The 26436-nt window shown below is 60.2% G+C and carries 19 protein-coding genes and 1 pseudogene; 7 read left to right on the top strand and 13 right to left on the bottom strand.

What is annotated here, in order from left to right:
- Positions 1–72: 72 nt before the first annotated feature.
- The 3 genes from QF010_RS17670 to QF010_RS17660 all read right to left on the bottom strand — a co-directional run bounded on the left by QF010_RS17670 (position 73) and on the right by QF010_RS17660 (position 2215).
- Positions 73–939 (bottom strand): carboxylate/amino acid/amine transporter, encoded by an 867-nt coding sequence (locus QF010_RS17670; RefSeq protein WP_429533620.1) that lies wholly within the window; start codon positions 937–939, stop codon positions 73–75.
- Between the two features lie 211 nt (positions 940–1150).
- A complete protein-coding gene (locus tag QF010_RS17665; protein WP_033056125.1) occupies positions 1151–1750 on the bottom strand; it encodes an FMN-dependent NADH-azoreductase in 600 nt (199 codons plus the stop codon).
- Positions 1751–1900: 150 nt separating this feature from the next.
- A complete protein-coding gene (locus QF010_RS17660) occupies positions 1901–2215 on the bottom strand; it encodes a hypothetical protein (protein ID WP_033056126.1) in 315 nt (104 codons plus the stop codon).
- A 49-nt stretch (positions 2216–2264) separates the two neighbouring features.
- Here QF010_RS17660 and QF010_RS17655 point away from each other — a divergent pair, with 49 nt between their 5' ends.
- The 5 genes and pseudogenes from QF010_RS17655 (at position 2265) to aqpZ (ending at position 7467) form a co-directional block, all read left to right on the top strand.
- Positions 2265–3188, top strand: a complete 924-nt coding sequence (locus QF010_RS17655; protein WP_429533619.1) for a PA3225 family LysR-type transcriptional regulator — start codon at positions 2265–2267, stop codon at positions 3186–3188.
- A gap of 14 nt (positions 3189–3202) precedes the next feature.
- Positions 3203–4008 (top strand): annotated as a pseudogene (locus QF010_RS17650) (alpha/beta fold hydrolase).
- Between the two features lie 3 nt (positions 4009–4011).
- Complete coding sequence (locus QF010_RS17645; protein WP_008153188.1) at positions 4012–4569, top strand: peptidylprolyl isomerase A; 558 nt, start codon at positions 4012–4014, stop codon at positions 4567–4569.
- Between the two features lie 82 nt (positions 4570–4651).
- Positions 4652–6484 carry an ABC transporter ATP-binding protein gene (locus QF010_RS17640; protein ID WP_429533618.1) on the top strand — a complete coding sequence of 611 codons (1833 nt, stop codon included), beginning with the start codon at positions 4652–4654 and terminating at the stop codon, positions 6482–6484.
- Positions 6485–6771: 287 nt separating this feature from the next.
- Entirely contained in the window at positions 6772–7467 is a 696-nt protein-coding gene (gene aqpZ / locus QF010_RS17635; protein WP_033056131.1) for an aquaporin Z, read from the top strand.
- Positions 7468–7482: 15 nt separating this feature from the next.
- Here aqpZ and QF010_RS17630 read toward each other — a convergent pair whose 3' ends face one another.
- Positions 7483–8607 carry a GNAT family N-acetyltransferase gene (locus QF010_RS17630; RefSeq protein ID WP_429533617.1) on the bottom strand — a complete coding sequence of 375 codons (1125 nt, stop codon included), beginning with the start codon at positions 8605–8607 and terminating at the stop codon, positions 7483–7485.
- A 283-nt stretch (positions 8608–8890) separates the two neighbouring features.
- Between QF010_RS17630 and QF010_RS17625 the strand changes: the two genes are divergently transcribed.
- A complete protein-coding gene (locus tag QF010_RS17625) occupies positions 8891–10222 on the top strand; it encodes a putative porin (protein ID WP_429533616.1) in 1332 nt (443 codons plus the stop codon).
- Positions 10223–10441: 219 nt separating this feature from the next.
- On the opposite strand, the gene QF010_RS17620 is transcribed toward QF010_RS17625, so the two are convergent.
- From QF010_RS17620 to aceK, 3 genes are all read right to left on the bottom strand, one after another.
- Positions 10442–11563 (bottom strand): beta-ketoacyl-ACP synthase III, encoded by a 1122-nt coding sequence (locus QF010_RS17620; RefSeq protein ID WP_033056133.1) that lies wholly within the window; start codon positions 11561–11563, stop codon positions 10442–10444.
- Positions 11564–11771: 208 nt separating this feature from the next.
- Entirely contained in the window at positions 11772–15683 is a 3912-nt protein-coding gene (hrpA, locus tag QF010_RS17615) for an ATP-dependent RNA helicase HrpA (protein ID WP_429533615.1), read from the bottom strand.
- Between the two features lie 191 nt (positions 15684–15874).
- Positions 15875–17593 (bottom strand): bifunctional isocitrate dehydrogenase kinase/phosphatase, encoded by a 1719-nt coding sequence (gene aceK, locus QF010_RS17610; RefSeq protein WP_033056136.1) that lies wholly within the window; start codon positions 17591–17593, stop codon positions 15875–15877.
- Positions 17594–17722: 129 nt separating this feature from the next.
- Here aceK and QF010_RS17605 point away from each other — a divergent pair, with 129 nt between their 5' ends.
- Positions 17723–18631: a DMT family transporter gene (locus tag QF010_RS17605; protein ID WP_429512249.1), complete on the top strand. Its 909-nt coding sequence runs from the start codon at positions 17723–17725 to the stop codon at positions 18629–18631.
- 131 nt (positions 18632–18762) lie between these two features.
- Here the strand turns inward: QF010_RS17605 and QF010_RS17600 are convergent, their stop codons facing one another.
- From QF010_RS17600 to QF010_RS17575, 6 genes are all read right to left on the bottom strand, one after another.
- Positions 18763–20349: an aldehyde dehydrogenase (NADP(+)) gene (locus QF010_RS17600; RefSeq protein WP_429533614.1), complete on the bottom strand. Its 1587-nt coding sequence runs from the start codon at positions 20347–20349 to the stop codon at positions 18763–18765.
- A gap of 42 nt (positions 20350–20391) precedes the next feature.
- Positions 20392–21387, bottom strand: a complete 996-nt coding sequence (gene araD1, locus QF010_RS17595) for an AraD1 family protein (RefSeq protein ID WP_429533613.1) — start codon at positions 21385–21387, stop codon at positions 20392–20394.
- A 41-nt stretch (positions 21388–21428) separates the two neighbouring features.
- Positions 21429–22604 carry an L-rhamnonate dehydratase gene (locus QF010_RS17590; RefSeq protein ID WP_140677315.1) on the bottom strand — a complete coding sequence of 392 codons (1176 nt, stop codon included), beginning with the start codon at positions 22602–22604 and terminating at the stop codon, positions 21429–21431.
- Positions 22605–22917: 313 nt separating this feature from the next.
- Complete coding sequence (locus QF010_RS17585) at positions 22918–23922, bottom strand: 4-hydroxythreonine-4-phosphate dehydrogenase PdxA (RefSeq protein ID WP_429533612.1); 1005 nt, start codon at positions 23920–23922, stop codon at positions 22918–22920.
- Positions 23919–24875: an amidohydrolase family protein gene (locus QF010_RS17580; protein ID WP_429533611.1), complete on the bottom strand. Its 957-nt coding sequence runs from the start codon at positions 24873–24875 to the stop codon at positions 23919–23921. The genes QF010_RS17585 and QF010_RS17580 overlap by 4 nt, the downstream gene beginning before the upstream one ends.
- Entirely contained in the window at positions 24868–26202 is a 1335-nt protein-coding gene (locus QF010_RS17575) for an MFS transporter (protein WP_429533610.1), read from the bottom strand. Before QF010_RS17575 ends, QF010_RS17580 begins: the two co-directional genes overlap by 8 nt.
- Between the last annotated feature and the right edge of the window lie 234 nt (positions 26203–26436).

Genomic DNA, 26436 nt, shown 5'->3' with positions numbered 1-26436 from the left:
AAGAGGGAGTGTCAGTCGAGATTAATGTTGAATGACACACCGCATTCGCGAGCAAGCCCGCTCCCACAAGGTTTAGTGAACGGCCAGAGGTTTACGTATACCCAACCGGCTAATCCAGACTGCCGCCAGAATGACCGACCCACCCAGGAACAACCGCCCCAGCGCTTCATGCTGATTCCAGATCAGCAGATTGATCAGCAACCCCACCGGCACATGCAGGTTGTTCATCACCGCGAGCGTCCCGCCATTCACCAGGCACGCGCCCTTGTTCCAGCAGTACAACCCGAGCGCAGTCGAGACCAGGCCGAGGAACACCAGCACGCCCCATTGCAGCGGTGCTTCGGGCAGGAAGTTCTGTTTGCCAAACAACAGAAACGCCGGCAACGCCACCGCCAATGCGCCCAAATAGAAGTAACCAAAGCGCCGGTAATGCGGCAAATCGCTCGGATGGCGCGCCACCAGATGCTTATAGAGCACTTGCCCGGCGGCGTAGGTGAAGTTGGCCAGTTGCAGAAGCAGGAAGCCCATGAAGAAATCGGGGTTGATCCGGTCGTAGCGAATCACCGCTGCGCCCATCACCGCCACCAGTGCCGCGACCAATGCCCACGGATTGAAACGCCGGTTCAGCGCGTCTTCGATCAAGGTCACGTGCAGCGGCGTGAGGATGGTGAACAGCAACACCTCCGGCACGGTCAGCACCCGAAAGCTCAGGTACAGGCAGACGTAGGTCACACCGAACTGCAACGCGCCGATCAGCAGCATGCCGCGCATGAACGTCGGTTCAACCGAACGCCAGCGGGTCAACGGAATGAACACCAGCCCCGCCAGCACCACTCGCACCAGCACCGCAAAGTAACTGTCGACATGACCGGCCAGGTATTCGCCGATCAAGCTGAAGGAAAACGCCTGAATCAGCGTGACAAAAAGTAGATAGCCCATGCTCGCCTCGTTTCGAATGGCGGCGACGATAGCGGTTTTTGCCGACCATCGCTAAATCCCGGGCAAAAAAAAGCCCGATCTCGCTAAAGCGTTCAATCGGGCTACAGCACTCAGGAGCAACAAGTGCAAAGGGAGGTTCGATGCGCGTAAAGCCATGAAGGGGTTGCGCCAGGTCACTTGAACATCAAGGGATTATCTGGCGATTAAAGCCTCAGGCGACGAGGGCAAGCTTGGCGTTGGCCTGGCTCAGGCCTTTCTCCTGGAAGTCACCGCCCAGGTTCATGCCTTCGGCGTGAATGAACGTCACGTCGTGAATCCCGATGAAGCCCATGACCTGACGCAGGTACGGTTCCTGGTGATCCGCGGTGCTGCCGGCGTAGATCCCGCCGCGCGCAGTCAGCACGTAGGCACGCTTGCCGCTGAGCAAGCCTTGCGGGCCAGTGTCGGTGTACTTGAAGGTCACGCCGGCACGCAGCACATGGTCGAGCCAGGCTTTGAGGGTGCTCGGGATGGCGAAGTTGTACATCGGCGCGGCCATGACCAGTACATCAGCGGCCAGCAATTCGTCGGTCAACTGGTTGGAGCGTTCCAGGGAAGCCTGTTCGATGTCGTTGCGCTGTTCGGCAGGTTTCATCCAGCCGCCCAGCAGGTTGATGTCCAGATGCGGCACCGGGTTGACGGCCAGGTCACGAACGGTGATCTGGTCGTTCGGGTGCGCGGTTTGCCACTGGCTGATGAAGGTCTGGGTCAGTTGACGCGAAACCGAGTCTTGCTGACGGGCGCTGCTTTCGATGATCAGAACGCGGGACATGGGATGTAGCCTCCATCTGAGAATGCTGTAGGTCGATGGAGCGAAGGTTAAACGGAGTTAAATCGATGAAAAAGCGCAAAAATCTGCTATAACCCATCAATAAATTCGTTTATAAGCGGAGCATGCCTGGCGGGCGTGCTCCGCTTGAGGTCATTTGGGGGTGCAGGTCAGTTTGATACGCATCTTGATGATGCTCCGGTTGAACTTGGCGGTGGCATTTTTGTGTTTACCAGCGGCCACTTCGATATTGCGGGTGCGTGGCGCTTCCGGGCCATTGTTGAAAACTACCTTACAGGCCGCATCGGTGGTGCCGTAGTTGTTCACCTGAATGGTGGCAATGTCGCTATCCGTGTCATACGTGTTGTAGTCGATGCTCAAGCCATTCAGCTGTTTTTCAACGTCGATCGGATAAGCAAACGCAGTCAGCGGCAGCATCGCCAACACCACACAACAAAGCTTTTTCATTCAGCAGTCTCCAATAGGGACTGCCAGCTTAGGACAAGAGGAGCTATTCATGAAAGCGCCCCGCGTGACCCTTGATCAATGGCGAACGTTACAGGCCGTGGTCGACCACGGCGGTTTCGCCCAGGCCGCCGAAGCGCTGCACCGCTCGCAATCATCGGTGAGCTACACCGTGGCGCGCATGCAGGACCAGCTCGGCGTGCCGCTGTTGCGCATCGACGGTCGCAAAGCGGTGCTGACCGAAGCCGGCGGCGTGCTGCTGCGCCGCTCGCGGCAACTGGTCAAACAGGCCAGTCAGCTGGAAGACTTGGCCCATCACATGGAGCAAGGCTGGGAAGCGGAAGTGCGGCTGGTGGTCGACGCCGCCTACCCGAGCGCCCGCCTCGTCCGCGCCTTGACCGCGTTCATGCCGCAAAGCCGTGGCTGCCGGGTGCGTCTGCGTGAGGAGGTGCTGTCGGGCGTTGAAGAAGTACTGCTCGAAGGCGTGGCCGATCTGGCCATCAGCGGTTTCAGCATCCCGGGTTACCTGGGCGCGGAATTGAGCGACGTCGAGTTCGTCGCGGTCGCCCACCCCGAGCATCCTTTGCATCGCTTCAATCGCGAACTGAATTTCCAGGACCTGGAAAGCCAGCTGCAAGTGGTCATCCGCGACTCCGGTCGCCAGCAACCACGGGACGTCGGCTGGCTCGGCGCGGAACAGCGCTGGACCGTCGGCAGCCTGGCCACCGCGGCAACTTTTGTCAGCAGCGGCCTGGGTTTCGCCTGGTTGCCTCGGCACATGATCGAACGAGAACTCAAGGAAGGTCTGCTCAAGCTGCTACCGTTGGACCAGGGCGGCAGCCGCAACCCGAGCTTCTACCTGTACTCGAACAAGGACAAACCCTTGGGTCCGGCCACGCAGATTCTCATCGAACTGCTGCGCACTTTTGACACTGCGCCGCTGGATGCACCTTTCGCCGCCCCTGAACAAGCCTGACACGGAGTGTACGCATGGCCTATTTCGAACACGAAGGTTGCAACCTGCACTACGAGGAATATGGCCACGGCACGCCGTTGCTGCTGGTCCACGGGCTGGGTTCCAGCACCCTGGATTGGGAAAAGCAGATCCCGGCGCTGTCGGCCCGCTACCGGGTGATCGTCCCGGACGTGCGTGGCCACGGTCGCTCCGACAAACCCCGCGAGCGCTACAGCATCGCCGGGTTCAGCGCCGACCTGATCGCCCTCATTGAACACCTGAACCTCGGCCCCACTCATTACGTGGGCCTGTCCATGGGCGGCATGATCGGTTTTCAGCTGGCCGTGGACCAGCCGCAATTGCTCAAAAGCCTGTGCATCGTCAACAGCGCGCCCGAGGTCAAACTGCGCAGCCGCGACGATTACTGGCAGTGGTTCAAGCGCTGGAGCCTGATGCGCGTCCTCAGTCTGGGCGCCATCGGCACGGCCCTGGGCGGCAAGCTGTTCCCCAAACCCGAACAGGGTGACCTGCGACAAAAAATGGCCGAGCGCTGGGCAAAAAACGACAAACATGCTTATCTCGCCAGCTTCGACGCAATCGTTGGCTGGGGGGTTCAGGAACGACTTTCGAGGGTCTCCTGTCCAACCCTCATCGTCAGCGCCGACCGTGACTACACACCGGTCTCGCTGAAAGAAACCTATGTAAAACTGCTACCCGATGCGCGGCTGGTGGTGATCGCCGATTCGCGCCACGCCACCCCGTTGGATCAACCCGAAATATTCAACCAAACGCTGCTCGAGTTTCTCACCGCAGTCGACACCACCTCACTCAGGATCACTGACCCATGCTGAAAAAAATCGCCCTCGTCGCTGGCTCCGTTCTGTTTGCCGCCAACCTGATGGCCGCAACGCCCGCCAAGGCGCCGCACGTACTGCTGGAAACCACTAACGGCCAGATCGAGATCGAACTGGACCCGGTCAAAGCGCCGATCAGTACCAAGAACTTCCTTGATTACGTCAACAGCGGCTTCTACAACAACACGATTTTTCACCGTGTCATTCCAGGATTCATGATCCAGGGCGGCGGTTTCACTCAACAAATGCAGCAGAAAGAAACCAAGGCACCAATCAAGAACGAATCCAAAAACGGTCTGCATAACGTCCGTGGCACGCTGTCGATGGCCCGCACCTCCAATCCTGATTCGGCCACTAGCCAGTTCTTCGTTAACGTCAAGGACAACGACTTCCTCGACAGCGGTGACGGCTATGCGGTCTTCGGTAAAGTCGTGAAAGGCATGGACGTGGTAGACGTCATCGTCAACTCGCAAACCACCACCCGTGGTGGCATGAAAGATGTGCCGGCCGACCCTGTGTTCATCAAGTCGGCCAAAGTCATCGACTAAGCTACACAGGTAGTCTTGAGCGGCTGCCGGAGTGCGCCGCTCACACTGTTCAAAGGAGAGCCCGTGCGCGGGCGGAGAACTGATGCTTTATCGCCGTTTCGAGAAACTGATCGACATTTTCCGCGAGGCCCCGACGGCCGCTCCGCCGGATCGGGTTCTCCCTTTTTATACCTATTACTTGAAGCAGGTCTGGCCGAGTTTCGCCGTCCTGCTGTTCGTCGGTCTGATCGGTGCGCTGATCGAAGTGGCGCTGTTCAGTTACCTGAGTCGCATCATCGACCTGACCCAAGGCACGCCTAACGTCGATTTCTTCAAGGAACACGGCATCGAGCTGGCCTGGATGGCGGTGGTAGCCCTGGTTTTTCGGCCGATTTTTGTTGGCCTGCACGACCTGCTGGTGCACCAGACCCTGAGCCCCAGCATGACCAGCCTGATCCGCTGGCAGAACCACAGTTATGTGCTCAAACAGAGCCTGAATTTTTTCCAGAACGACTTCGCCGGGCGCATCGCCCAACGCATCATGCAGACCGGCAACTCGCTGCGCGATTCGGCTGTGCAAGCGGTGGACGCGCTGTGGCACGTGCTGATCTATGCGATCAGTTCGCTGGTGCTGTTCGCCGAAGCCGACTGGCGCCTGATGATCCCGCTGCTGACCTGGATCGTCGCCTTCATCAGTGCCCTTTACTACTTCGTGCCGCGGGTGAAGGAACGTTCGGTGGTGTCCTCCGATGCGCGCTCCAAACTCATGGGGCGGATCGTCGACGGTTACACCAACATCACCACCCTGAAGCTGTTCGCCCACACCAATTTCGAGCAGCAATACGCGCGCGAAGCAATCAAGGAACAAACCGAAAAAGCCCAACTGGCCGGCCGGGTGGTCACCAGCATGGACGTGGTTATCACCAGCATGAACGGCTTGCTGATCGTCGGCACCACCGGCCTGGCCTTGTGGCTGTGGACGCAGTCGCTGATCACCGTCGGCGCGATTGCCCTGGCCACCGGCCTGGTGATCCGCATCGTCAACATGTCCGGCTGGATCATGTGGGTGGTCACCGGCATTTTCGAAAACATCGGCATGGTTCAGGACGGTTTGCAGACCATTTCCCAACCGGTCAGCGTCACCGATCGCGAGCAGGCCAAACCGCTGACGGTCACCCGTGGCGAAGTGCGTTTCGAGCACGTGGATTTCCACTACGGCAAGAAGAGCGGGATCATCGGCGACCTCAACCTGAGCATCAAACCCGGTGAAAAAATCGGCCTGATCGGTCCGTCCGGTGCTGGCAAGTCAACCCTGGTCAACCTGCTGCTGCGCCTCTATGACGTGGAGGGCGGGCGCATCCTCATCGACGGCCAGAACATCGCCGAAGTCGGCCAGGAAAGCCTGCGCGAGCGCATCGGCATGATCACCCAGGACACGTCTCTGCTGCATCGCTCGATCCGCGACAATTTGCTGTACGGCAAACCCGACGCCACCGACGCCGAACTCTGGGAGGCGGTGCACAAGGCCCGTGCCGACGAGTTCATCCCATTGCTGTCGGACTCCGAAGGTCGCACCGGTTTCGATGCCCACGTCGGTGAGCGCGGGGTGAAACTCTCCGGCGGCCAGCGTCAGCGGATTGCGATTGCTCGCGTGCTGCTCAAGGACGCGCCGATCCTGATCATGGACGAGGCCACCTCGGCGCTGGATTCGGAAGTCGAAGCGGCGATCCAGGAAAGCCTGGAAACCCTGATGCAGGGCAAAACCGTGATCGCCATCGCCCACCGGCTCTCGACCATCGCCCGCATGGACCGGTTGGTGGTGCTGGAAAAAGGCAAGATCGCCGAAACCGGCAGCCACGCCGAACTGCTGGCCCATGGCGGGTTGTATGCGCGGTTGTGGCAGCACCAGACCGGTGGGTTTGTCGGCATCGATTGATTGAATTCACCACCGACACTGTAGGAGCGAGCCTGCTCGCGATGGCGGTGTAACAGCCTACATGTGTGCCGACTGACACGCCGCCATCGCGAGCAGGCTCACTCACACAGGGATCTGCGACAATCCGAAAAACCGCCATAGTCCGCCAATCACGGGCTCTGGCGGTTTTTTTGGGCCGCTGGAAAACTGCATAAATCCTGCTGTACTCAGCCAAGGTTCTGGAAACGAGCCTGTCGTAACTGCAGGACGCATCACTCGATGATAGGTCGCCTATCAAGGACGCTCTCATGTCTCTGTTCAAACGTTCAGTCACTGAGTTGTTCGGTACGTTCTGGCTGGTGTTGGGGGGTTGCGGCAGTGCGGTCCTGGCCGCGTCTTCTCCGCTGGGGATCGGGGTACTGGGTGTGGCCCTGGCCTTTGGTCTGACGGTACTGACGATGGCATTCGCCATTGGCCATATTTCCGGCTGCCATCTCAACCCCGCCGTCTCGGTCGGTTTGTTCGTCGGCGGTCGATTCCCCGCCAAAGAGCTGCCCGCCTACATCATCGCTCAGGTGATTGGCGCGATTATCGCGGCGGCCTTGATCTACTACATCGCCAACGGCAAGGAAGGCTTCGATCTCGCCAGCGGTCTGGCGTCCAACGGCTACGGCGAGCATTCTCCCGGCAAATACTCGATGGCCGCAGGCTTTGTCTGTGAGCTGGTGATGACGGCGATGTTCGTGCTGATCATCCTCGGTGCCACCGACAAGCGCGCCCCCGCCGGGCTGGCGCCGATCGCCATCGGCCTGGCCCTGACGCTGATTCACCTGATCTCGATCCCGGTCACCAACACCTCGGTCAACCCGGCCCGCAGCACTGGCCCGGCACTGATCGTCGGAGGCTGGGCCATCGCGCAATTGTGGATGTTCTGGGTGGCGCCGCTGCTCGGCGCGGTGGTTGGCGGCGTGACGTATCGATGGTTAGGCAAGGAAGGCAGCTGAAGCCCTGGGCGGGGATCAATCTTGCCGGTAAGGCAAGGCCGTCCTCGCTTCCTCGGCATACGCCAACATACCCACGCGCTCTTGCTGCAGGAAGTCTTTGACGGCAGCTTTCAGGCCGGGATGACGCAAGTAGTGCCATGAATGAGTGATCACGGGTTCAAACCCGCGAATCAACTTGTGCTCGCCCTGGGCACCGGCATCGAATCGCTGGAAGCCATTGGCAATCGCATAGTCCATGCCCTGGTAGAAACAGGTCTCGAAGTGCAAACGATCGAACTCCGCCAGACAGCCCCAGTAACGACCGTAAAAGCTGTCGCCCCCCACCAGACTGAAGGCCATGGCCACCGGCCGTGAGCCTTGCTTGGCCAGCACCACACGAATCGACTCTGGCATGCGCTCGGCCAGCAAACTGAAAAACTCCCGCGTCAGATAGGGCGCTTGCCGACGCACTGCGTAGGTGTTGGCGTAGCAGGCATAGACAAAATCCCACTGCGCCTGATCGAGTTGCCTACCTTCAAGCCATTCGAAATCAATGCCCTGCCCGGCCACTTGTTCGCGCTCCTTGCGCATCTGCTTGCGCTTGCGCGAACTGAGGGCGTCGAGGAAGTCCTGAAAATCCCGATAGCCGCGATTCTGCCAGTGGTACTGACAGCCGATTCGCTGCAACCAACCCGGCTGCTCGGCCAGGGCCGCGTCAGTAAACGGATCGGTGAAGTTGATGTGGGCACTGGAGAGTTGTTCGATTTCAAGGTAACCCGGCAGGCTTTTCAACAGTTCGAAACCGTCCTCGAGCGTGGCCGCCAGTAAACGCGGGCCACTGACCGGACTGAACGGTACGGCGGTCAGCAATTTTGGATAGTAATCGATGCCGGCACGTTCACAGGCATCGGCCCAGGCGTGGTCGAACACGTACTCGCCGTAGGAATGCCATTTACGGTAACTGGGCAGCGCGGCAATCAGGCGATCGCCTTCAATGTGCAGCAAATGCTCGGGTTGCCAGCCGGAATGAGGACCGACGCTGCCGCTGTCTTCCAGCGTGCTGAGGAAGGCGTGGCGCAGAAAGGGCTGATTCTCGGGCACCAGGGCATCCCACGTCTGCGACGCGATTTCCGACAGACTTTGCAGACGTTGCAACGGCATCACCATCCTCACTCTTCATGGCGTGAAAGCATCGCGAGTATCGCTTATCGCTCTGCATTGCACACGAGCAATTCGACGACAGCGCTCTGGCTCAATAGTTCTCGACGACTTTGTATCGTCATCGAGATGCCACCACATTGCCACCGCCCTGTCATAAACCATCGCGATACTGGCGCCTGTTTTTAGAGCGCCGGGTTCTATACCTGGTCACTGTTTTCCGTCCGTCAACGGTCGGTTGTGTCCTGGATGGCTCAGTCATCCCATTACATCTTCGGAGATTGATATGCGTCTTGCTTCCACGAAAACTGCGGCGGCCTTGTGTGGTGGGTTGCTGCTGGCCATGAGTGTTCCGGCCAGCGCCGCAGTCGACGCCAAACTGCTCGACATGCTCAAGGCAAACGGATCGATTTCGCCTGCGCAGTACACCGAACTGCAAGCCGAGCTGGCCAGGGATCAGAAAGACCAGCAAATCGCCCGCCAGGCTCAACAAGAGACCAACGAGCAGATCGCAGCAACTGCGAAGAAAACCAATGAACTGAGTACCTTCGACCAGAAACTGGCGTGGGCTGCCAAGACCCAATTCAAGGGTGACGTGCGTTTCCGTGAGGAAACAGTCCACAACGATGGCGTTCCAAACAACAAAGACCAGGATCGTCAGCGCATTCGTGCCCGCCTGGGTGCCTACAGCGAAATCAACCCACAGGTCGACACCGGTATTCGTATCGCCACCGGCAGCAACGACGACGCCCGGTCCACCAACCAGGACCTGAACAACTACTTCGACAAGAAGTCGATCTGGCTGGACCAGGGCTACGTCGACTACCACCCCGACGCGATCAAGAACCTGCACCTCGTCGGCGGCAAGATGCCGCAACAATGGGTGAGCATGGGCGACATCATCTGGGATAGCGACATCAACCCGGAAGGCCTGGCAGCGACTTACAAATACCCGCTGGGCGGCAGCACCGAGCTGTTCGGTAGCGCCGGTCACTACACCCTCAAGGACAACGTCGACGGCGAGGGTGTGCAGTTCAAACACGACCTGCGTCTGTACGCTGGCCAGTTGGGCGCGCGTTTCGCCATCACTGACAGCATGAAAATGACCCTGGGCGGCAGTATCTACGCCTACGACAACGATGACAGCAGTGCTTGCCCTACCACCGGCACCGTTACCGCACCGTGCGCACTGGCCGTCAATGGCAATAGCCCGAGGGAAGAGTTCAATCTGTACGAAGGTTTTGGTCAACTTGACTTCAGCAACCTGCCAGTACCGCTCTCGTTGTACGGTCAGTACGTCAACAACAAAGACGCGAGCAACAATCAGGACACGGGTTGGTTGGCCGGTGTGAAGTCCAAGATCTACGGCTTCGCAGTGGACTACAACTACCGCGATGTACAGCGTAACGCAGTTGTCGGCGCCTTCACCGACTCCGACTTTGCCAACGGTTACACCGGTTCGCGCGGCAGCAAGTTGAAAGTGAGCTACGAGTTGGACAAGAACTTCAACCTCGGCGCGACGTACTTCATGGCTACCTCTGACCAAACCAACGCCAGCATCAACAAGAAAGACTCCGACATCAACACCCTGCAACTGGATGCCGAAGCCAAGTTCTGATTCCCCGCTACACGACTCGGGCAAGGAAGCCCGAGCCGCTTTTACAAACTCGCGTTGTGGTATCGGTCCCCATCATCCGTCCGATACTGCAGCGCGAGTTTTTTTGTTGGCGCAAAAAAAGATCGCAGCCTGCGTCAGCTCCTACAGGGGGATTACCTAACCCTGTAGGAGCTGACGCAGGCTGCGATCTTTTCAGCTACTGCGACTATCCAGGCGAACTCAGCGCTTGCGCAGAATCACACTACCAATCGAGTAACCGGCGCCGAACGAGCTGAGCACTGCCAGCGAACCGGCGGCCAGATCGTCCTGGTTCTTGTGAAACGCGATCACGGAACCGGCGGAGCTGGTGTTGGCGTAGGTGTCGAGAATCACCGGGGCTTCTTCTTCGGTGGCTTCGCGGCCCAGCAACTTCTTGACGATCAGGTGGTTCATGCTGAGGTTGGCCTGGTGCAGCCAGAAGCGTTTCACGTCGCCGATGTTGAGCGTGTTCTCTTCCAGGTGCGTAGCGATCAGCTCGGCGACCATCGGGCAGACATCGCGGAACACCTTGCGGCCTTCCTGCACGAACAGTTTGTCCTTGTTCCCGATGCCCTCTTCCGCCGCGCGGTTGAGGAAGCCGAAGTTGTTGCGGATGTTATTGGAGAACTTGGTCAGCAGCTTGGTGCTGACGATATCGAACTGGTACTTGGACGTTGCCAGGTCAGCACGCTCAATGATCACCGCGGTAGCGGCGTCGCCGAAAATGAAGTGGCTGTCACGGTCGCGGAAGTTCAGGTGACCGGTGCAGACTTCCGGGTTGACCATCAGAATCGCCCGGGCCTGGCCCAGTTGCACGCTGTTGGTGGCGGCCTGGATGCCAAAGGTCGCCGAGGAACAGGCGACGTTCATGTCGTAACCGAAACCCTGGATGCCCAAGGCTTCCTGGACTTCGATGGCGATGGCCGGGTAGGCACGTTGCAGGTTGGAACAGGCGACGATTACGCCGTCGATGTCCGCGGCGGTCTTGCCGGCACGCTGCAAGGCTTGCTCGGCGGCGCCGATGGCCATTTGGCAAAGCACCGACCACTCGTCATTCGAGCGCTCCGGCAGGCGTGGCGCCATGCGTTGCGGGTCGAGGATGCCGTCCTTGTCCATAACAAAACGGCTTTTGATGCCAGACGCCTTTTCGATAAACGCCGCGCTGGACTCGGTCAACGCTTCGATTTCGCCGCGCGCGATGGCGTCGGCATTGTCGGCGTTGAATAGCGCGACGTAAGCGTTGAAAGACTGCACCAGCTCTTCGTTGGAGATGCTGTTGGCCGGGGTGTACAGGCCGGTGCCGCTGATGACGACGTTATGCATGGTCGTTTCTCTAATCTGTTCAGGCAGAAAGTGTTGGCACCGACGTACCAACACACAAAGGATCTGCTCCCGTCAGGGGGAGCAAACCTGGCATCGCTTTATTCCGATCCGCCCAGACCTGTGAAGGCTCAAAACCGCGGGGCCGGCGTTTATAGGCGCGAAGTTTGCCATAAACATTGGGTTTTGGCGCCTTTTGCGAGATTGAATACTACGGTTCGACTTGGGTCCATTGCTTGTTCAAGCGCTTGTCGGAGATCGGCACCTTGGTCCCCAATTGTTGGGCGAACAGGGAAACCCGGTATTCCTCCAGCCACCAGCGATAAAGTTCCAGCTGCGGATCGCGTTTGCCTTCCTGGGCATGTTTGCTCGCGCGGGTTTGATATTGCGTCCACAGACCAGACAACTCGCCGCTCCAGACCCGGTCCCTCTGCACCTGAGCGCCGATTTTCTCGAAGCGCTGCTCGACTGCTTTCAGATAACGCGGCAGCTCCTTGAGCCACTGCATCGGGGTTTCACGAACGAAGCCCGGATACACCAGATGACTGAGCTGCTGCTTGATGTCGTTCAGGGCCACGGCTTGCGCCAGGTCGATCTTGCCCTTGAAGCGTTTTTGCAGGCCGTGCCAGAGCTTGAGGATTTCCAGCGTCAGCTTGGCCAGGCGCTCGGCGTGCTCGGTCCAGCCACCGCGCTTGCGTTCGGCCAGCGATGCCAACCCGGCGCCATCCCGTGGCAGCGGGTCTTCGCCGTCGAGAATGCAGCTGTCGAGGCTCGCCAGCAGGATGTCTTCGACCAGACTGTCGATGCGCCCCATGTCGCGGTACATCAGGCCCAATTCGGTCAGCCCCGGCAACTTGCTGCGCAGGAACTTCGCTGGTTCAGCCAGTTGTTGCATCAGCAAACGCTGCAAGGCGCGGCGATGTTGAAACTCGGCCTCGGCCGGCGTCGAAAAACGTCCTTCCTTGACCGTGCCGCTCTCTTCCACCAGCGCCGGATACACCGTCATCGATAGCCCGGCAATCTTCTGCTGGGTTTTCTCGGCGACGGCGGCAAACACTTTCGGCTCTACCGGCTGCTGGTTTTTCGCGGTTTGCGGTACGGCCAACGCGGCCTGACTGGCTTCGGCAAAACGTGCGGTCAGCTCCGCCAGATCACGCCCTTCGCCCAGGAACTTGCCCTGGCCGTCGACGATTTCCAGGTTCATCCGCAAATGACTGTCGACCTGCTGCGACGCTTCGGCCCAGGCTTCATCGCTGACACGCGCACCGGTCATCCGCAACAGTTCACGGCCCAACGCCTGCGGTAACGAGCCCTCGGCGAAAGTCATGCGTTGCAATGCGGCTTTGACGAAGTCCGGCACCGGCACGAAATTCTTGCGCAGGGCTTTGGGCAGGTTGCGCACCAGCGCGATGCACTTGGCCTCGATCACGCCCGGCACCAGCCATTCCAGGCGTTCTGGCGGCAGCATCGGCAACAACGGCGCCGGCACACGCAGGGTCACGCCGTCACGCGGGTGGTTCGGCTCGAAGTGGTAGCTCAGCGCCAACTCCAGATCACCGATGTGCAAGGTGTCCGGGTAATGCAGCGCGGTGACTTCACTCGCCTCGCGAGCCAGTACGTCTTCTTCGCGCATGATCAGCAGCTGCGGGTCCTTCTGGCTGTTGACCCGATACCAGCTATCGAAGGTAGCGGTCTGGTGGATCTCCGCCGGCAGTCGCGCATCGTAGAAGGCGAACAGGGTTTCTTCGTCCGCCAGAATGTCGCGACGACGAGCCTTGGCTTCCAGTTCGTCGAGCTGTTCCAGCAGTTGCGCATTGGCCGTCAGGCACTTGGCTTTGGACTGAATCTCGCCGCGCACCAGGCCTTCACGAATGAAAAACTCACGAGACACCACCGGATCAATCGGCCCGTAATGCACCGGTCGGCGACCGACCACGATCAGCCCGAACAAAGTGATCTGCTCGAACGCCACGACCTGACCGCGCTTCTTCTCCCAATGGGGTTCGAAGTGGTTCTTCTTGATCAGGTGCCCGGCCAGCGGCTCGATCCAGTCGGCGTCGATCTTGGCGACCATGCGCGCGTAGAGCTTGGTGGTTTCCACCAGTTCGGCGGCCATCAGCCATTGCGGACGCTTCTTGCCGAGTCCCGATGACGGGTGAATCCAGAAACGCCGCTGACGGGCGCCGAGGTAGTCGCCTTCTTCGGTTTTCTGACCGATCTGGCTGAGCAGTCCCGATAGCACGGCTTTGTGCAGTTTCGGGTAATCCGCCGGCTCTTTATTGAGGCTCAACTGCATGTCGCGGCAGATCAGGCTCAGCTGACGGTGAGAGTCACGCCATTCGCGCAGACGCAGGTAATTCAGGAAGTTCTTGCGGCACCAATTGCGCAGCGGGCTGGCGGTCAGCGCCTGGCGCTGTTCTTCAAAACCACGCCACAGATTGACCAGCCCGGCGAAGTCCGAGTCCACGTCTTTCCACTGCGCATGCGCTTGATCCGCCGCTTGCTGACGCTCCGGCGGACGTTCGCGCGGGTCTTGAATCGACATGGCGCTGGCGACGATCAGCACTTCCTGCAAACTGCCGAGTTTCGCCGCTTCCAGCAGCATGCGGCCCATGCGTGGGTCCACCGGCAACCGCGCCAATTGGCGACCGAGCGGGGTAAGTTGGCTGTTGCGGTCGACCGCCGAGAGTTCTTGCAGCAGGTTGAAACCGTCGCTGATGGCTTTGCCATCCGGTGGCTCGATAAACGGAAAATCTGTGATCTCGCCGAGGCGCAGATGCAGCATCTGCAAAATCACCGCCGCGAGGTTGGTGCGCAGGATTTCCGGATCGGTAAATTCCGGGCGACCGATGAAATCTTCTTCGGCGTACAAGCGAATACAAATGCCCGGCTCGACCCGTCCGCAGCGACCTTTACGCTGGTTGGCGCTGGCCTGGGAAATGGCTTCGATGGGCAGGCGCTGGACCTTGGCGCGGTAGCTGTAACGGCTGATGCGCGCGGTGCCGCTGTCGATCACGTAACGAATGCCCGGCACCGTCAGCGAGGTTTCCGCGACGTTGGTCGCCAGGACCACGCGACGGCCAGGGTGCGACTGGAAAATCCGCTGCTGCTCGGCCGGCGACAATCGCGCGTACAACGGCAGAATCTCGGTGTGCTTGAGCTGGGCCTTGCGCAGCATGTCCGCCGCGTCGCGAATCTCGCGCTCGCCGGGCAGGAACACCAGCACATCGCCGGGGCTCTTGCGTTCGCTGCGTTCGAACGCGGCGATTTCGTCGAGGGTGGCGAGGATCGCCTGATCCACCGTCAAGTCATCCTCGACGCGGTTGCCCTCTTCGTCCTGCTCCAGAGTCAGCGGGCGGTACCAGGTTTCTACCGGGAAGGTGCGGCCCGAGACTTCGACAATCGGCGCGTCATCGAAATGCTTGGAGAAACGCTCCAGGTCGATGGTCGCCGAGGTGATGATGACTTTCAGGTCCGGACGGCGCGGCAACAGGGTTTTCAGGTAACCGAGCAGGAAGTCGATGTTGAGGCTGCGTTCATGGGCTTCGTCGACGATGATCGTGTCGTAGCGTTCGAGGTAGCGGTCGTTCTGGGTTTCCGCCAGCAGGATGCCGTCGGTCATCAGTTTGATCAGGGTGTTGGAATCGCTCTGGTCCTCGAACCGCACCTGATAGCCAACCAGCGCGCCCAACGGCGTCGCCAGTTCTTCGGCGACCCGGCTGGCCACGCTGCGAGCGGCGATTCGACGGGGCTGGGTGTGGCCGATCAGGCCATGCTGACCGCGACCGATTTCCAGGCAGATTTTCGGCAACTGGGTGGTTTTACCCGAACCGGTTTCACCGGCAATGATCAGCACCTGATGCTTGAGCAGCGCTGCTTTGATTTCGTCGCGCTTGGCGGCGATCGGCAGGCTGTCGTCGTAACGAATCACCGGCAGGCTGGCCCGCCGCGCCAACACCTGATCACAGGACGCCTGCGTGCGCGTCACCCACTGGGCCAGCTTGGCTTCGTCAGGTTTCTTGCGCAGCTCAAGCAACTGCCGCCGCAGCCGGTGGCGGTCGGCGAGCATGGCGTGATCGAGGTTTTTCAGCAGTTTGTCGATGGAAGGCGATTCGTCAGTCATCAGGTACGCAATAAGTCGTCTAGTGGCGCAGGGGGGCGATTGTCGCAGATTTGGGTGCATGGCGACGAATGCAACCTGCCTTTGTGGCGAGGGAGCTTGCTCCCGCTGGGCTGCGAAGCGGCCCCAAAAGGGGACTGCTGCGCAGTCCAGCGGGAGCAAGCTCCCTCGCCACAGGGTGTGTACTGAGTGGGTTATTCGTTATCAAGGCCCTTGCGCCGATACGGAAACACATCAATCACCTTCCCGGCGCGAATGGCTTCCTGAAGGCCTTTCCAGTAATCGGCGTTGTAAAGCTCACCATGCAACTGATCAAACAACCTGCGCTGCCCAGCATCCGCAAACAAAAACGGCGGAAACTCTTCAGGAAACACATCCAGCGGTCCGATCGAATACCACGGCTCCGACGCCATCTCGTCTTCCGGCGTGCGCGGTTGCGGGATATGCCGGAAGTTGGCCTCGGTCAGGAAGCAGATCTCGTCATAGTCATAAAACACCACCCGTCCGTGACGAGTGACGCCAAAATTCTTCAGCAGCATGTCGCCGGGAAAGATGTTCGCCGCCGCCAGTTGCTTGATCGCCAGCCCGTAATCTTCCAGCGCCTCGCGGACCTGAGCGTCGTTGGCGTTTTCCAGATACAGGTTCAACGGCGTCATCCGCCGTTCGGTCCAGCAGTGGCGGATCAGCACGGTGTCGCCCTCTACCGACACGGTGGACGCCGCCACATCGAGCAGCTCTTCCAGACAGGCCGGGTCGAACTTGCTCAACGGGAAACGGAAGTCGGCAAATTCCTGGGTGTCGGCCAGGCGCCCGACCCGGTCGACGCTCTTCACCAGACGGTACTTCTCGATCACCGTGGCGCGGTCGACGTTCTTTGACGGCGAGAAACGGTCCTTGATGATTTTGAATACGGTGTTGAAACCCGGCAGGGTAAATACGCTCATCACCATGCCACGCACGCCCGGGGCCATGATGAACTGGTCGTCGGTGTTGGCCAGGTGATTGATCAGCGCCCGGTAGAACTCGGATTTACCGTGTTTGTAAAAGCCGATCGAGGTGTACAGCTCGGCGATGTGCTTGCCCGGCAGGATGCGCTTGAGGAAACCGATGAACTCCGCCGGTACCGGCACGTCGACCATGAAATACGAGCGGGTGAACGAGAAGATGATCGACACGTCCGCTTCATCGGTGATCAGCGCATCGATCTGAATCCCGCGACCTTCACGGTGCAGCAGCGGAATCACCAGCGGCCATTGTTCGTCCTGGGTGTAGATGCGCCCGACCAGGTACGCGCCTTTGTTGCGGTAAAGCACCGAGGAAAACAGTTCGACACTCAGCTCCGGGTCCTTGCAGACCCAGTCCGGCAGGTTCTCGCGTAATTGCCCTTCGAGTCGACTCAGGTCGCCCGCCAGGTTGGCGTAATCCTCGCTGAAGCGGTAGTCGGCAAAAATGCTCGCCAGCATCCCGGACAACTGGCCTTGGGGCTTGTACGTGCGGGTTTGTGCGGCGCGGGCACGGCGCAGGCTCGGCCGGGTGGTGTGGATAAACATGCAGCCGTCGCTGATCAGGTCGTGGCTGAACAGCCCGCAGAAGATCGAGTTGTACCAGGTTTCCGACAGTTCATCGTCGAAGCGCAGGTCGATCAGCGTGATGTATGCGCTTTTGACCAGCGGCCAGCAGCTGACATCCAGCGTGTCGGCGTCGAAAGCGATGTGCAGCCGTCCGACCGTTTCGCTGACTTTTTCTTCGTAGAGGTTGATTCGCGCGGCCGACGCCGATTGCGTCTCCTGCCACTTGGCCTGCTCGAAGCGGGCCCGGGCGCCGTCGGTGATCTGGCGGAAATGCTCGCGATAATCGTCAAAGCCATCGAGGATCATTCGGGCGATGTCGGCGGCTGGCCATTGCTGCGGCATAGGTAAAACCTCGGCGGCTGATTCTTATCGTGGGGCCTGAGCTTAGTGGCCCTTTGTTACGCAACGCAACCATTGCCTTGCGTCCTGACTGGCGCGACACTTGCGCGCCTATCAAGGAAGGAAAGCGCTGTGAACCCCGTCGATACTCTGCGTTTGTTGTCGCTTGCCGCCATTTGGGGCGCGAGCTTTCTGTTCATGCGCATCATTGCCCCGGTGATTGGCACAATCCCCACTGCTTTTTTCCGCGTGTCGATTGCCGCGGTCGGCCTGTTGGTGATTCTCGGGCTGATGCGCATCAGCTGGGATTTCAAAGGCAAACTCAAAACCGTGATGCTGCTCGGCGTGATCAACTCCGGGATTCCGGCAACCCTGTACTCGGTAGCCGCCCAAGTGCTGCCGGCCGGTTACTCGGCGATTTTCAACGCCACCACGCCACTGATGGGCGTGCTGATCGGCGGTCTGTTCTTCCATGAAAAACTCACCGCCGCCAAACTTGGCGGCGTGTTCCTCGGGCTGTTGGGCGTGGGCATCCTGACCCGAGCCGGTCCGGTGGCGTTCGACATGGAACTGCTGATGGGCGCCCTCGCCTGCCTGCTCGCCACGACCTGCTACGGTTTCGCCGGGTTCCTCGCGCGCCGCTGGCTTGATCAGGCCGGTGGTCTCGACAGTCGTCTATCGGCGGTGGGCAGCATGCTCGGCGCAACCTTGTTTCTGTTGCCGCTGTTCGGCTACAGCGTGATCAGCCAGCCACCGGAAAGCTGGGGCGGCTGGAGTGTATGGCTGTCGCTGCTGGGGTTGGGGCTGGTATGTACCGCGTTGGCGTACATTATTTACTTCCGCCTGCTCAGCTCGGTCGGGCCGGTGAAGTCGATGACCACGACCTTCTTGATCCCGCCGTTCGGGGTGTTGTGGGGGGCGTTGTTGCTGGATGAGCCGTTGTCGATGGCGCATATCTATGGCGGGGTGTTGATTGCGGCGGCGTTGTGGCTGGTGTTGAAGCGTACGGTGGTGAAGGCTGCTGCGGTGGCTGCCAAGTAATTTGTGGTGAGGCTACTGGCGCCATCGCGGGCAAGCCCGCTCCCACAATGATTGGTGTCGCACACAGATTCTGTGATCAACACCCAATCCTGTGGGAGCGGGCTTGCCCGCGATAGCGTCGGTTCAGACGACTACAAAGCTAATTTGCTCACCTCGCCATCCACCAACCGCCGGATCCCCAGCGGATTAGCGTTCTGCAACGCCTCGGGCAACAACGCATCCGGGTAATTCTGGAAGCACACCGGCCGCAGGAAGCGATCGATCGCCAGCGTACCCACCGACGTACCCCGCGAATCTGAAGTGGCCGGGTAAGGCCCGCCATGCACCATCGCCTCGCAGACCTCGACCCCCGTCGGATAACCATTGAGCAAAATCCGCCCGACCTTTTCCTGCAGCGCCTCCGCAAGCCAACGGTACTCCAGCAATTCCTCGGCCTCGCCAATCAACGTCGCCGTCAGTTGCCCGCGCAAACCGTGCAGCGCAGCCGCGAGCTGAGCCCGGTCTTCGACTTCGATGACGATGGTGGTCGGCCCGAACACCTCTTCCTGAAGCAGTTCTTCGCCCGTGAGCAGCAGGCTGACATCAGCCTTGAACACTTGCGGATGCGCCTGATTCCCCTGTTGCGGCTTGCCCGCCAGATGCGTCAGCCCCGGATGTTCGTGCAGCTCACCCAGGCCTTTGCTGTAGCTGAAGCTGACGAGCGCACCGGCATTGAGCATGGTTTGCGCCGGTTGCTGGTTCATGCTCGCGCAAAAGCTTTCCAGAAACAGGCTGAACTGCGGTGAACGCAAACCAATGACCAAACCTGGATTGGTGCAAAACTGCCCGCAACCCAGTGTCACCGAACCGGCCAGTTGCACAGCGATCTGCTCGCCGCGCACCTTGAGCGCTTCGGGCAGCAGGAACACCGGGTTGATACTCGACATCTCGGCAAACACCGGGATCGGCTGCGACCGGGTCGCCGCCATGTGACTCAAGGCATTGCCGCCCTTGAGCGAACCGGTGAAACCCACGGCCTGAATCGCCGGGTGCTTGACCAGCCATTCGCCGACGCCCCCACCATAAATCATGTTGAACACGCCGGCCGGCATCTCGGTGAGCTCGGCGGCGCGGATGATCGCGTCCGCGACCCACTCGGCCGTTGCCATGTGCCCGCTGTGAGCTTTGAACACCACCGGGCAACCGGCGGCCAGCGCCGAGGCGGTATCGCCACCGGCCGTTGAGAACGCTAACGGAAAGTTGCTGGCGCCGAACACCGCAACCGGCCCGAGGGCGATGAGGTACTGACGCAGATCCGGACGCGGCAACGGCTGGCGATCCGGCAGCGCCCGATCAATCCGCGCACCGTAGAAATCACCGCGACGCAGAACCTTGGCGAACAAGCGCATTTGCCCGCTGGTGCGGGCGCGTTCACCCTGGATACGCCCGGCCGGCAACGCGGTTTCGCGACAGACTGTGGCGACGAAGTCATCGCCCAAGGCATCGATTTCATCGGCGATGGCATCGAGGAATGCCGCGCGTTTTTCCGCGCTCAGATTGCGGTAGATCGGGTAGGCAGCGGCTGCGGCTTTCGCGGCGGTACCCACTTCGGCTTCAGTGGCCTGGAAGAAGGTACCGGGCAGCGGCTCACCGGTAGTCGCGTCGAGGCTTTGCAGCTGCACCGTACCGTTGGCGCTGCGACGACCGCCGATGTAGTTGTGTCCAAGTGGCAATGTCATGAGGGATTCCTTGACCGGCCAACAGCGCCGGAGGTTAAAGACTTAAAGCGCGCGTACCTGACCGATGGCCAACGGCTGGGCGCTTTCGCCGATGCCGTTTTCCAGCGGCGCGCCGAACTCATCGAGGCTGATCTGGAAGCGATCGCCCGGCTGGGTTTTCACCCCGTCGGCAAACGACAGCGTGGCGGTGCCGAAGTAATGCACGTGAACATCGCCGGGACGCAAAAACTGCGCGTATTTGAAGTGATGGAATTCGAGGTTGGCGAGGCTGTGGCACATGTTGTCTTCGCCGCTGAGAAATTCCTTTTCCCAAAGCGTTTCGCCGTTGCGAATGATGCGGCTGGTGCCAGCCAGATGCCGGGGCAATTCACCGACGCGCAGCTCCGGCCCGTAGGCGCAGAAGCGCAGTTTCGAATGGGCGAGGTAGAGGTAATTGCGCCGCTCCATCACATGGTCGGAGAACTCGTTGCCCAAGGCATAACCGACCCGGTAAGGCTGGCCGTCGTCGCCGATCACGTAGAGGCCGGTCAGCTCCGGCTCTTCACCGGCGTCTTCGGCAAATGGCGGTACAGGGAAGTCTGCGCCGGGACGCACGACGATGCTGCCATCGCCCTTATAGAACCATTCCGGTTGCGCACCGACCTGCCCGGCCGCTGGTTTTCCGCCCTCCAGGCCCCATTTGAAAATGCGCATGGTTTCGGTCATGCCGGCTTCGACCGCGCCGTCCTGCTGGTGCATTTTGTCCCGCGCCGAAGCGCTGCCCAAGTGGGTCAGGCCGGTGCCGCTGATCAGGCAATGCGCCGGGTCTTCGTGATCCAGTGGCGGCAGGATTTTGCCTTGTTGCAACAGGTGTGCGTAATCCGGGCCTGGCTCAGTGCCGCGTTGTGCGACTTCTTCTTGCAGGCTGCGCTGGGCGCGGATCGCCGCGAGTGCCAGTTCACGGGTGCTGCGGGTGCCTTTGAGCACCTGGACCTGTGTGCCCTCTACGAGGCCCACCTGGCGTTCACCGGCAGTGTTTTCAAATTGAATCAGGCGCATGACGGCCCTCCAGAGATTCGTGAATTTGTGGCACCACAGGGTCACTCGATGATGTTGAAATCGCTCAGGTACTCATCGGAGATTTCCAGGCCCAGGCCCGGTTTGTTGTCGTCGAGCTGGATGTAGCCGTTGACCGGTTGCGGCTCGCCCTTGAACACGTAGTAGAAGAGTTCGTTGCCGACTTCGACGTCGAACACCGGGAAGAACTCGGCCATCGGCGAGGCGGTGGTGGACATGGTCAGGTGGTAGTTATGCATCTGCCCGGCATGAGGAATGACCGGCACCGACCAGGCTTCGGCCATGGCGTTGATCTTGCGCGCAGCGGTGATGCCGCCGACGCGGTTGGTGTCGTACTGGATTACGTCGACAGCGCGCCGTTCCAGCAGGTCTTTGAAGCCGTAGGAGGTGAACTCATGCTCGCCGCCGGAGATCGGCATGATCCCCATTTTTTTCAGTTCGATGTAGCCTTCGATGTCGTCGGCGATCACCGGTTCTTCGAGCCAGCGCGGTTCGAACTCGGCGAGTTTGGGCAACATGCGACGGGCGTATTCCAGGGTCCAGCCCATGTAGCACTCGAGCATGATGTCGATGTCGGGGCCAGCCAGGTTACGCAGCGCCCGCACTTGTTCGATGTTCTTGCGCATGCCTGCCGGGCCGTCTTTCGGGCCGTAGCCGAAACGCATTTTCAGCGCGGTGAAACCCTGGTTCAGATAGCCCTGGGCTTCTTCGAGGAACAGGTCGAGGTTGTCATTGGCGTAGAGCTTGGAGGCGTAGGTCCAGATCTTTTCCTTGGTCCGGCCGCCGAGCAGTTTGAACACCGGTTTGTTCACGGCTTTGCCCATGATGTCCCAGATGGCAATGTCGATCGCCGAGATCGCTGCCATGCCGATGCCTTTACGGCCCCAGGCGTGGCTCTGGCGGTACATCTTCTGCCAGATGTATTCGTTGTCGAACGGGTCTTCGCCAATCGCGATCGGCGCCAGGTAGGTGTCGATGATCTCCTTGGCCACACGCGGCGCCAGGGCGCAGTTACCGATGCCGACAAGACCGGTGTCGGTCTCGACTTCCACCACCAGCCAGCCGTGAAAACGGAACGAGCCCATGGCATCGCCGCGCTCGAACAGGATGTCGCTGGCGTTGGTGCAGAAGTGCGCTTGAGGCGGGACGACTTTGCCTTTCCACTCGAAAACGCGGGTACGGATGGCTTTGATTTTCATGAATACAGTTCCTTGCGCTGCCGGTTTTTTGTAGTTGTCGGGTCGCTGCGCGGGGCCGCTTGAGTGGCCGGCCCGGGCATTCGATGGAGCGACTTTAGCCAGCGCTCGGGGGCTGCGGATAATCACTTATGCGTATCCGGCGATAACCTGGGGTGATCGCATAAACCGATTTGTAGGTAGATAGGGTTATCAGGCATCACACAAAAAAATGTGGGAGCGAGCTTGCTCGCGATAGCGGTCCGACAGTCACCGCACGGTGTCTGGACTGGCGCCATCGCGAGCAAGCCCGCTCCCACAGAGGTATTGCGTTGTATCAGTAGTTGTTGACGCCCATCCGGCACGCAATCTCGAACGCTTGCCGAATCGCCCCGACATTCGCCTTGCCCTGCCCCGCGATATCAAACGCGGTGCCATGCGCCGGCGTGGTAATCGGAATCGGCAAGCCACCCTGCACCGTCACCCCGCGAGAGAAGCCCATCAACTTGATCGCGATCTGCCCCTGGTCGTGATACATCGTGACCACCGCGTCAAAGGCACTGGCGTCGCCCTGAACCTTGAGGAAGATCGTGTCAGCCGGATATGGGCCTTCGGCCGCAATGCCCAACGCCTGAGCCGAGCGCACGGCCGGGCCGATGATGTCCAGTTCTTCGCGACCGAACGAGCCGTTGTCGCCGTTATGCGGGTTCAGTCCACACACACCAATGCGCGGGTTTTCCAGGCCATTGCGTTTGAGCGCGGTGTCGATCAGCTGGATCGCTTCAATCACCCGCGTCTGACTGAGCATGCCCGGCACCTCGGCCAGCGCCACATGGGACGTCACGCGCGAAGTCCAAAGGTTGTCGAGCACGTTGAATTCGCAGAACGGCCCGTGGAAATCCAGCAGTTCGGCAAACCAGTGCAGCTCATCGCTGTGGGCCATGCCGGCCATGTGCAGCGAAGTCTTGTTCAGCGGCCCGAACAGCACCGCGTCGGTGGTGCCGACCTCGGTCAGGCGAAGGGCTTTTTCCAGGGTATCGAGGCTGTAGCGCCCGCCGATGACGCTGGCTTCACTGCGGGGAAATTCACCAATCGTGTCGCCGCGGAAGTCAAAGAACAGCGGCGTGTCATCACGAAAATCCAGCTGATCCAGAGAATCGACGCGCCGGTAAGGAAACTCCACCCCGGCGATGCGCATGCCGCGGCGCATTTCCGCTTCATCGGCGATCAGTATCACATTGGCCTGGCTGCGCACTTCGGGTTCACCGAGCAGGCGTGCAATCAGCTCCGGGCCGATACCTGCCGGGTCACCCAGAACCATCGCGATGGTTGTCTTGTTCATGCTTCACTCCTCAAGGGTTCAGGCCATGTCCGGTCAATGGCGCAAGGCTCGCAGCGATAAACCCGCTGCGCGTTGCTGTAGAAAAGACGCTCCTGATCGGCGCTGGGCAGATCAGCAACGATGGATTTGAAACCGCTGTAGATGTCGTCGAATGAGCCGCACAGGCTGTCCACGGGGAAGTTGCTGGCGAACATCGCCCGATCAGTGCCGAACATGGCAATCACTTCACGCACGATCCAGGCGTTGTCTTTGGCGCGCCACGCCTGGCCGGCCTGGCCCAGGCCGGAAATTTTCACCTGCACGTTCGGCCACTCGGCCAGCCGCGCCATCGCCAAACGCCAACCTGCCAGGCCTTCGGCACTGCGGTCATTGGGCAACCCGGCGTGGTTGAGGATGATCGTCGTGCCCGGAAAGTCCCGGGCCAGCCGTTCGGCTTCGTGCAGGTTCCACCACGGTGCCTGCAAATCGAAATGCAGCCCCAACCCTTCGAGCGCGGCGAAACTGCGACGCCAATATTCATCGCTCATCAAACTGCGAACGTGGCCAACCTGCGCAGGCGAAGTCGGTCCGCCAGGTTTGTGCCGCACGCTGCGCACACACTTGAAACTGGCTTGCTCGGCCAGTATCGCGATGGCGTCCGGACGGTCGAGCCAAGCTTGCGCGACGACGGCATTCGGCACGCCATATCGGGCGGCCAGCCCCTCGATAAAAAGGGTTTCGCCAATCGGGTCCTGCGGGTCCCATTCGGTCTCGACGTACACCGTTTGCACCACGCGATGCGGGCCGACGTCAGCGAAATAGTCGTCAGGAAAATAGCGGCGCTTGATCACGCTGTAATCACCGTAACGAAACGGGATGTTGGCTTCGGGCGCCAGCCACGGATGGTCATTGATCGACGGGTCCCAGAAGTGATGATGGGCGTCAATGATCGGGCCGTTCCACAACTCACCCATGGCGCACCTCGTCGAGGCTGATGAACAACGTCGCTAGAACAAACACCGCCGAGCACACCGCAAAGAACCCCAGCACCGTCGCAAAACCACCGATCATTTGCAGAATGATCCCCACCAGAATCGGTACCGCGATGCCGCCGGTGCTGCCGGCCATGTTCATCACGCCGCCGATCAAGCCGACCCGCGCCGGTGCCGCCAGCAATGCCGGGAAGCTCCAGTAGAGACTGCCCCACATCAGAAAAAATGCGGTCATGGCCAACAACGCCACGGCCGCAAAAGGATTGCTCAGGGTTGGCAGCAACAGGAACGCGCCGAGGGCTACCAGCCCGGAAAACGCCAGCAGGCTCTTGACTGCCACGCCACGGCTGACGCCTTTGCGGATCAGTCCGTCGCAAAGGAAACCACCCGTCAACGAACCCAGCGCGCCGCACACGAAGATCACAAACGTCGCAGCACCAATGCCCTTGATATCGAAGCCACGAGCCTGCGCTAGATAACTCGGCCCCCAGGTCAGCAGCCCGAAATACACCATCGCCCAACTGGCGCGACCGATCAGCAAACCGCTCAAGGATCGTGCCGCGATGCCCAAGCCTTTGACCGGCACACGCGCGGCTTCGGCAGCGGGCGTCGCGCGCCCGGCATTAATCTTTTCCAGTTCTTCAGCATTCACTTGCGGGTGACTGGCCGGGTCATCACGCAGATAACGCCGCGCCAGCCAGGCCAGCACCAGCGTCGCGACACCGGCGATCACGAACGCCAGACGCCATGAATCCAGCGAGGCAATCAGGTAGGCAATGATCAACCCGCCCAACGCCACGCCCAACGGGCTGCCGCTGTCCATCAGCACCGCGCCACGGCTGCGCTCGCTCGGTGCCAGCCACAGGGAAATCAACTTGCCGCCAGACGGAAACAACGGTGCCTCTGCCGCCCCGAGTGCGACCCGGGCGAACAACAATGACAACCCTCCGGTCGCAAACGCCGCCAGCACCTGAAACGTACCCCACAACCCGGTGGACCAACTGATGACCCGGTGCGGCCCGAAGCGATCGATCATCCAGCCGCCGGGAATTTGCAACAGCGCATAGGCCCAGAAGAAGCTGCTGAGGATCAGCCCTTGCAGGCTCGGCGACAGGGAAAATTCATGGGCGATGGTCGGCATCGCGATGGACAGCGAGACCCGGTCGATCAGGTTGACCATGGTCAACGCAAAGATGATCGCGAAGATCCGCCAGCGCACGCTGCTGGCTTTGGTCGTGCCGGTCAGCGGTGTTGCCGCTGGCTGGGCAACTGCGCCAGGCAGATGCAGGGAAGCACTGGAACGAGCCATGGTGCGTACCTCGTTTTATTATTGTTGTGGATGGCAACTTTGCCGCTTCAGGGCGGCGCTGGTGAGCACTATCGAAGGCTACGTGATAACCGTCTAATCAAAACTTGAAATAAGGCGATAGCCTCGAGTTATGGCATGCCCTGCTTTCACGGCGCTTTCAACGTAGGAGGCAAGCCCCGGTTTTTCTCGCAAATGGCTCTGGCGCAAAGCGTTGAGCGATAACGGCGATTTTGG

The sequence above is a fragment of the Pseudomonas silensiensis genome, from assembly GCF_050434865.1.
GTDB classification, from domain to species: domain Bacteria; phylum Pseudomonadota; class Gammaproteobacteria; order Pseudomonadales; family Pseudomonadaceae; genus Aquipseudomonas; species Aquipseudomonas fluorescens_W.
The sequence above is the reverse complement of the archived record's forward strand: the minus strand, read 5'-3'. Positions and strand labels throughout refer to the sequence as shown.

What these genes read in the sequence shown, in the direction of transcription:
- QF010_RS17585 (WP_429533612.1), bottom strand. Translation starts at nt 23,922, where the DNA reads ATGAACAAGACAACCATCGCGATGGTTCTGGGTGACCCGGCAGGTATC.
- QF010_RS17620 (WP_033056133.1), bottom strand. Translation starts at nt 11,563, where the DNA reads ATGCATAACGTCGTCATCAGCGGCACCGGCCTGTACACCCCGGCCAAC.
- QF010_RS17660 (WP_033056126.1), bottom strand. Translation starts at nt 2,215, where the DNA reads ATGAAAAAGCTTTGTTGTGTGGTGTTGGCGATGCTGCCGCTGACTGCG.
- QF010_RS17645 (WP_008153188.1), top strand. Translation starts at nt 4,012, where the DNA reads ATGCTGAAAAAAATCGCCCTCGTCGCTGGCTCCGTTCTGTTTGCCGCC.
- QF010_RS17630 (WP_429533617.1), bottom strand. Translation starts at nt 8,607, where the DNA reads ATGCCGTTGCAACGTCTGCAAAGTCTGTCGGAAATCGCGTCGCAGACG.
- QF010_RS17580 (WP_429533611.1), bottom strand. Translation starts at nt 24,875, where the DNA reads ATGGGTGAGTTGTGGAACGGCCCGATCATTGACGCCCATCATCACTTC.
- aceK (WP_033056136.1), bottom strand. Translation starts at nt 17,593, where the DNA reads ATGCCGCAGCAATGGCCAGCCGCCGACATCGCCCGAATGATCCTCGAT.
- araD1 (WP_429533613.1), bottom strand. Translation starts at nt 21,387, where the DNA reads ATGCGCCTGATTCAATTTGAAAACACTGCCGGTGAACGCCAGGTGGGC.
- QF010_RS17670 (WP_429533620.1), bottom strand. Translation starts at nt 939, where the DNA reads ATGGGCTATCTACTTTTTGTCACGCTGATTCAGGCGTTTTCCTTCAGC.
- QF010_RS17625 (WP_429533616.1), top strand. Translation starts at nt 8,891, where the DNA reads ATGCGTCTTGCTTCCACGAAAACTGCGGCGGCCTTGTGTGGTGGGTTG.
- QF010_RS17665 (WP_033056125.1), bottom strand. Translation starts at nt 1,750, where the DNA reads ATGTCCCGCGTTCTGATCATCGAAAGCAGCGCCCGTCAGCAAGACTCG.
- QF010_RS17640 (WP_429533618.1), top strand. Translation starts at nt 4,652, where the DNA reads ATGCTTTATCGCCGTTTCGAGAAACTGATCGACATTTTCCGCGAGGCC.
- QF010_RS17590 (WP_140677315.1), bottom strand. Translation starts at nt 22,604, where the DNA reads ATGAAAATCAAAGCCATCCGTACCCGCGTTTTCGAGTGGAAAGGCAAA.
- QF010_RS17655 (WP_429533619.1), top strand. Translation starts at nt 2,265, where the DNA reads ATGAAAGCGCCCCGCGTGACCCTTGATCAATGGCGAACGTTACAGGCC.
- QF010_RS17600 (WP_429533614.1), bottom strand. Translation starts at nt 20,349, where the DNA reads ATGACATTGCCACTTGGACACAACTACATCGGCGGTCGTCGCAGCGCC.
- hrpA (WP_429533615.1), bottom strand. Translation starts at nt 15,683, where the DNA reads ATGACTGACGAATCGCCTTCCATCGACAAACTGCTGAAAAACCTCGAT.
- aqpZ (WP_033056131.1), top strand. Translation starts at nt 6,772, where the DNA reads ATGTCTCTGTTCAAACGTTCAGTCACTGAGTTGTTCGGTACGTTCTGG.
- QF010_RS17575 (WP_429533610.1), bottom strand. Translation starts at nt 26,202, where the DNA reads ATGGCTCGTTCCAGTGCTTCCCTGCATCTGCCTGGCGCAGTTGCCCAG.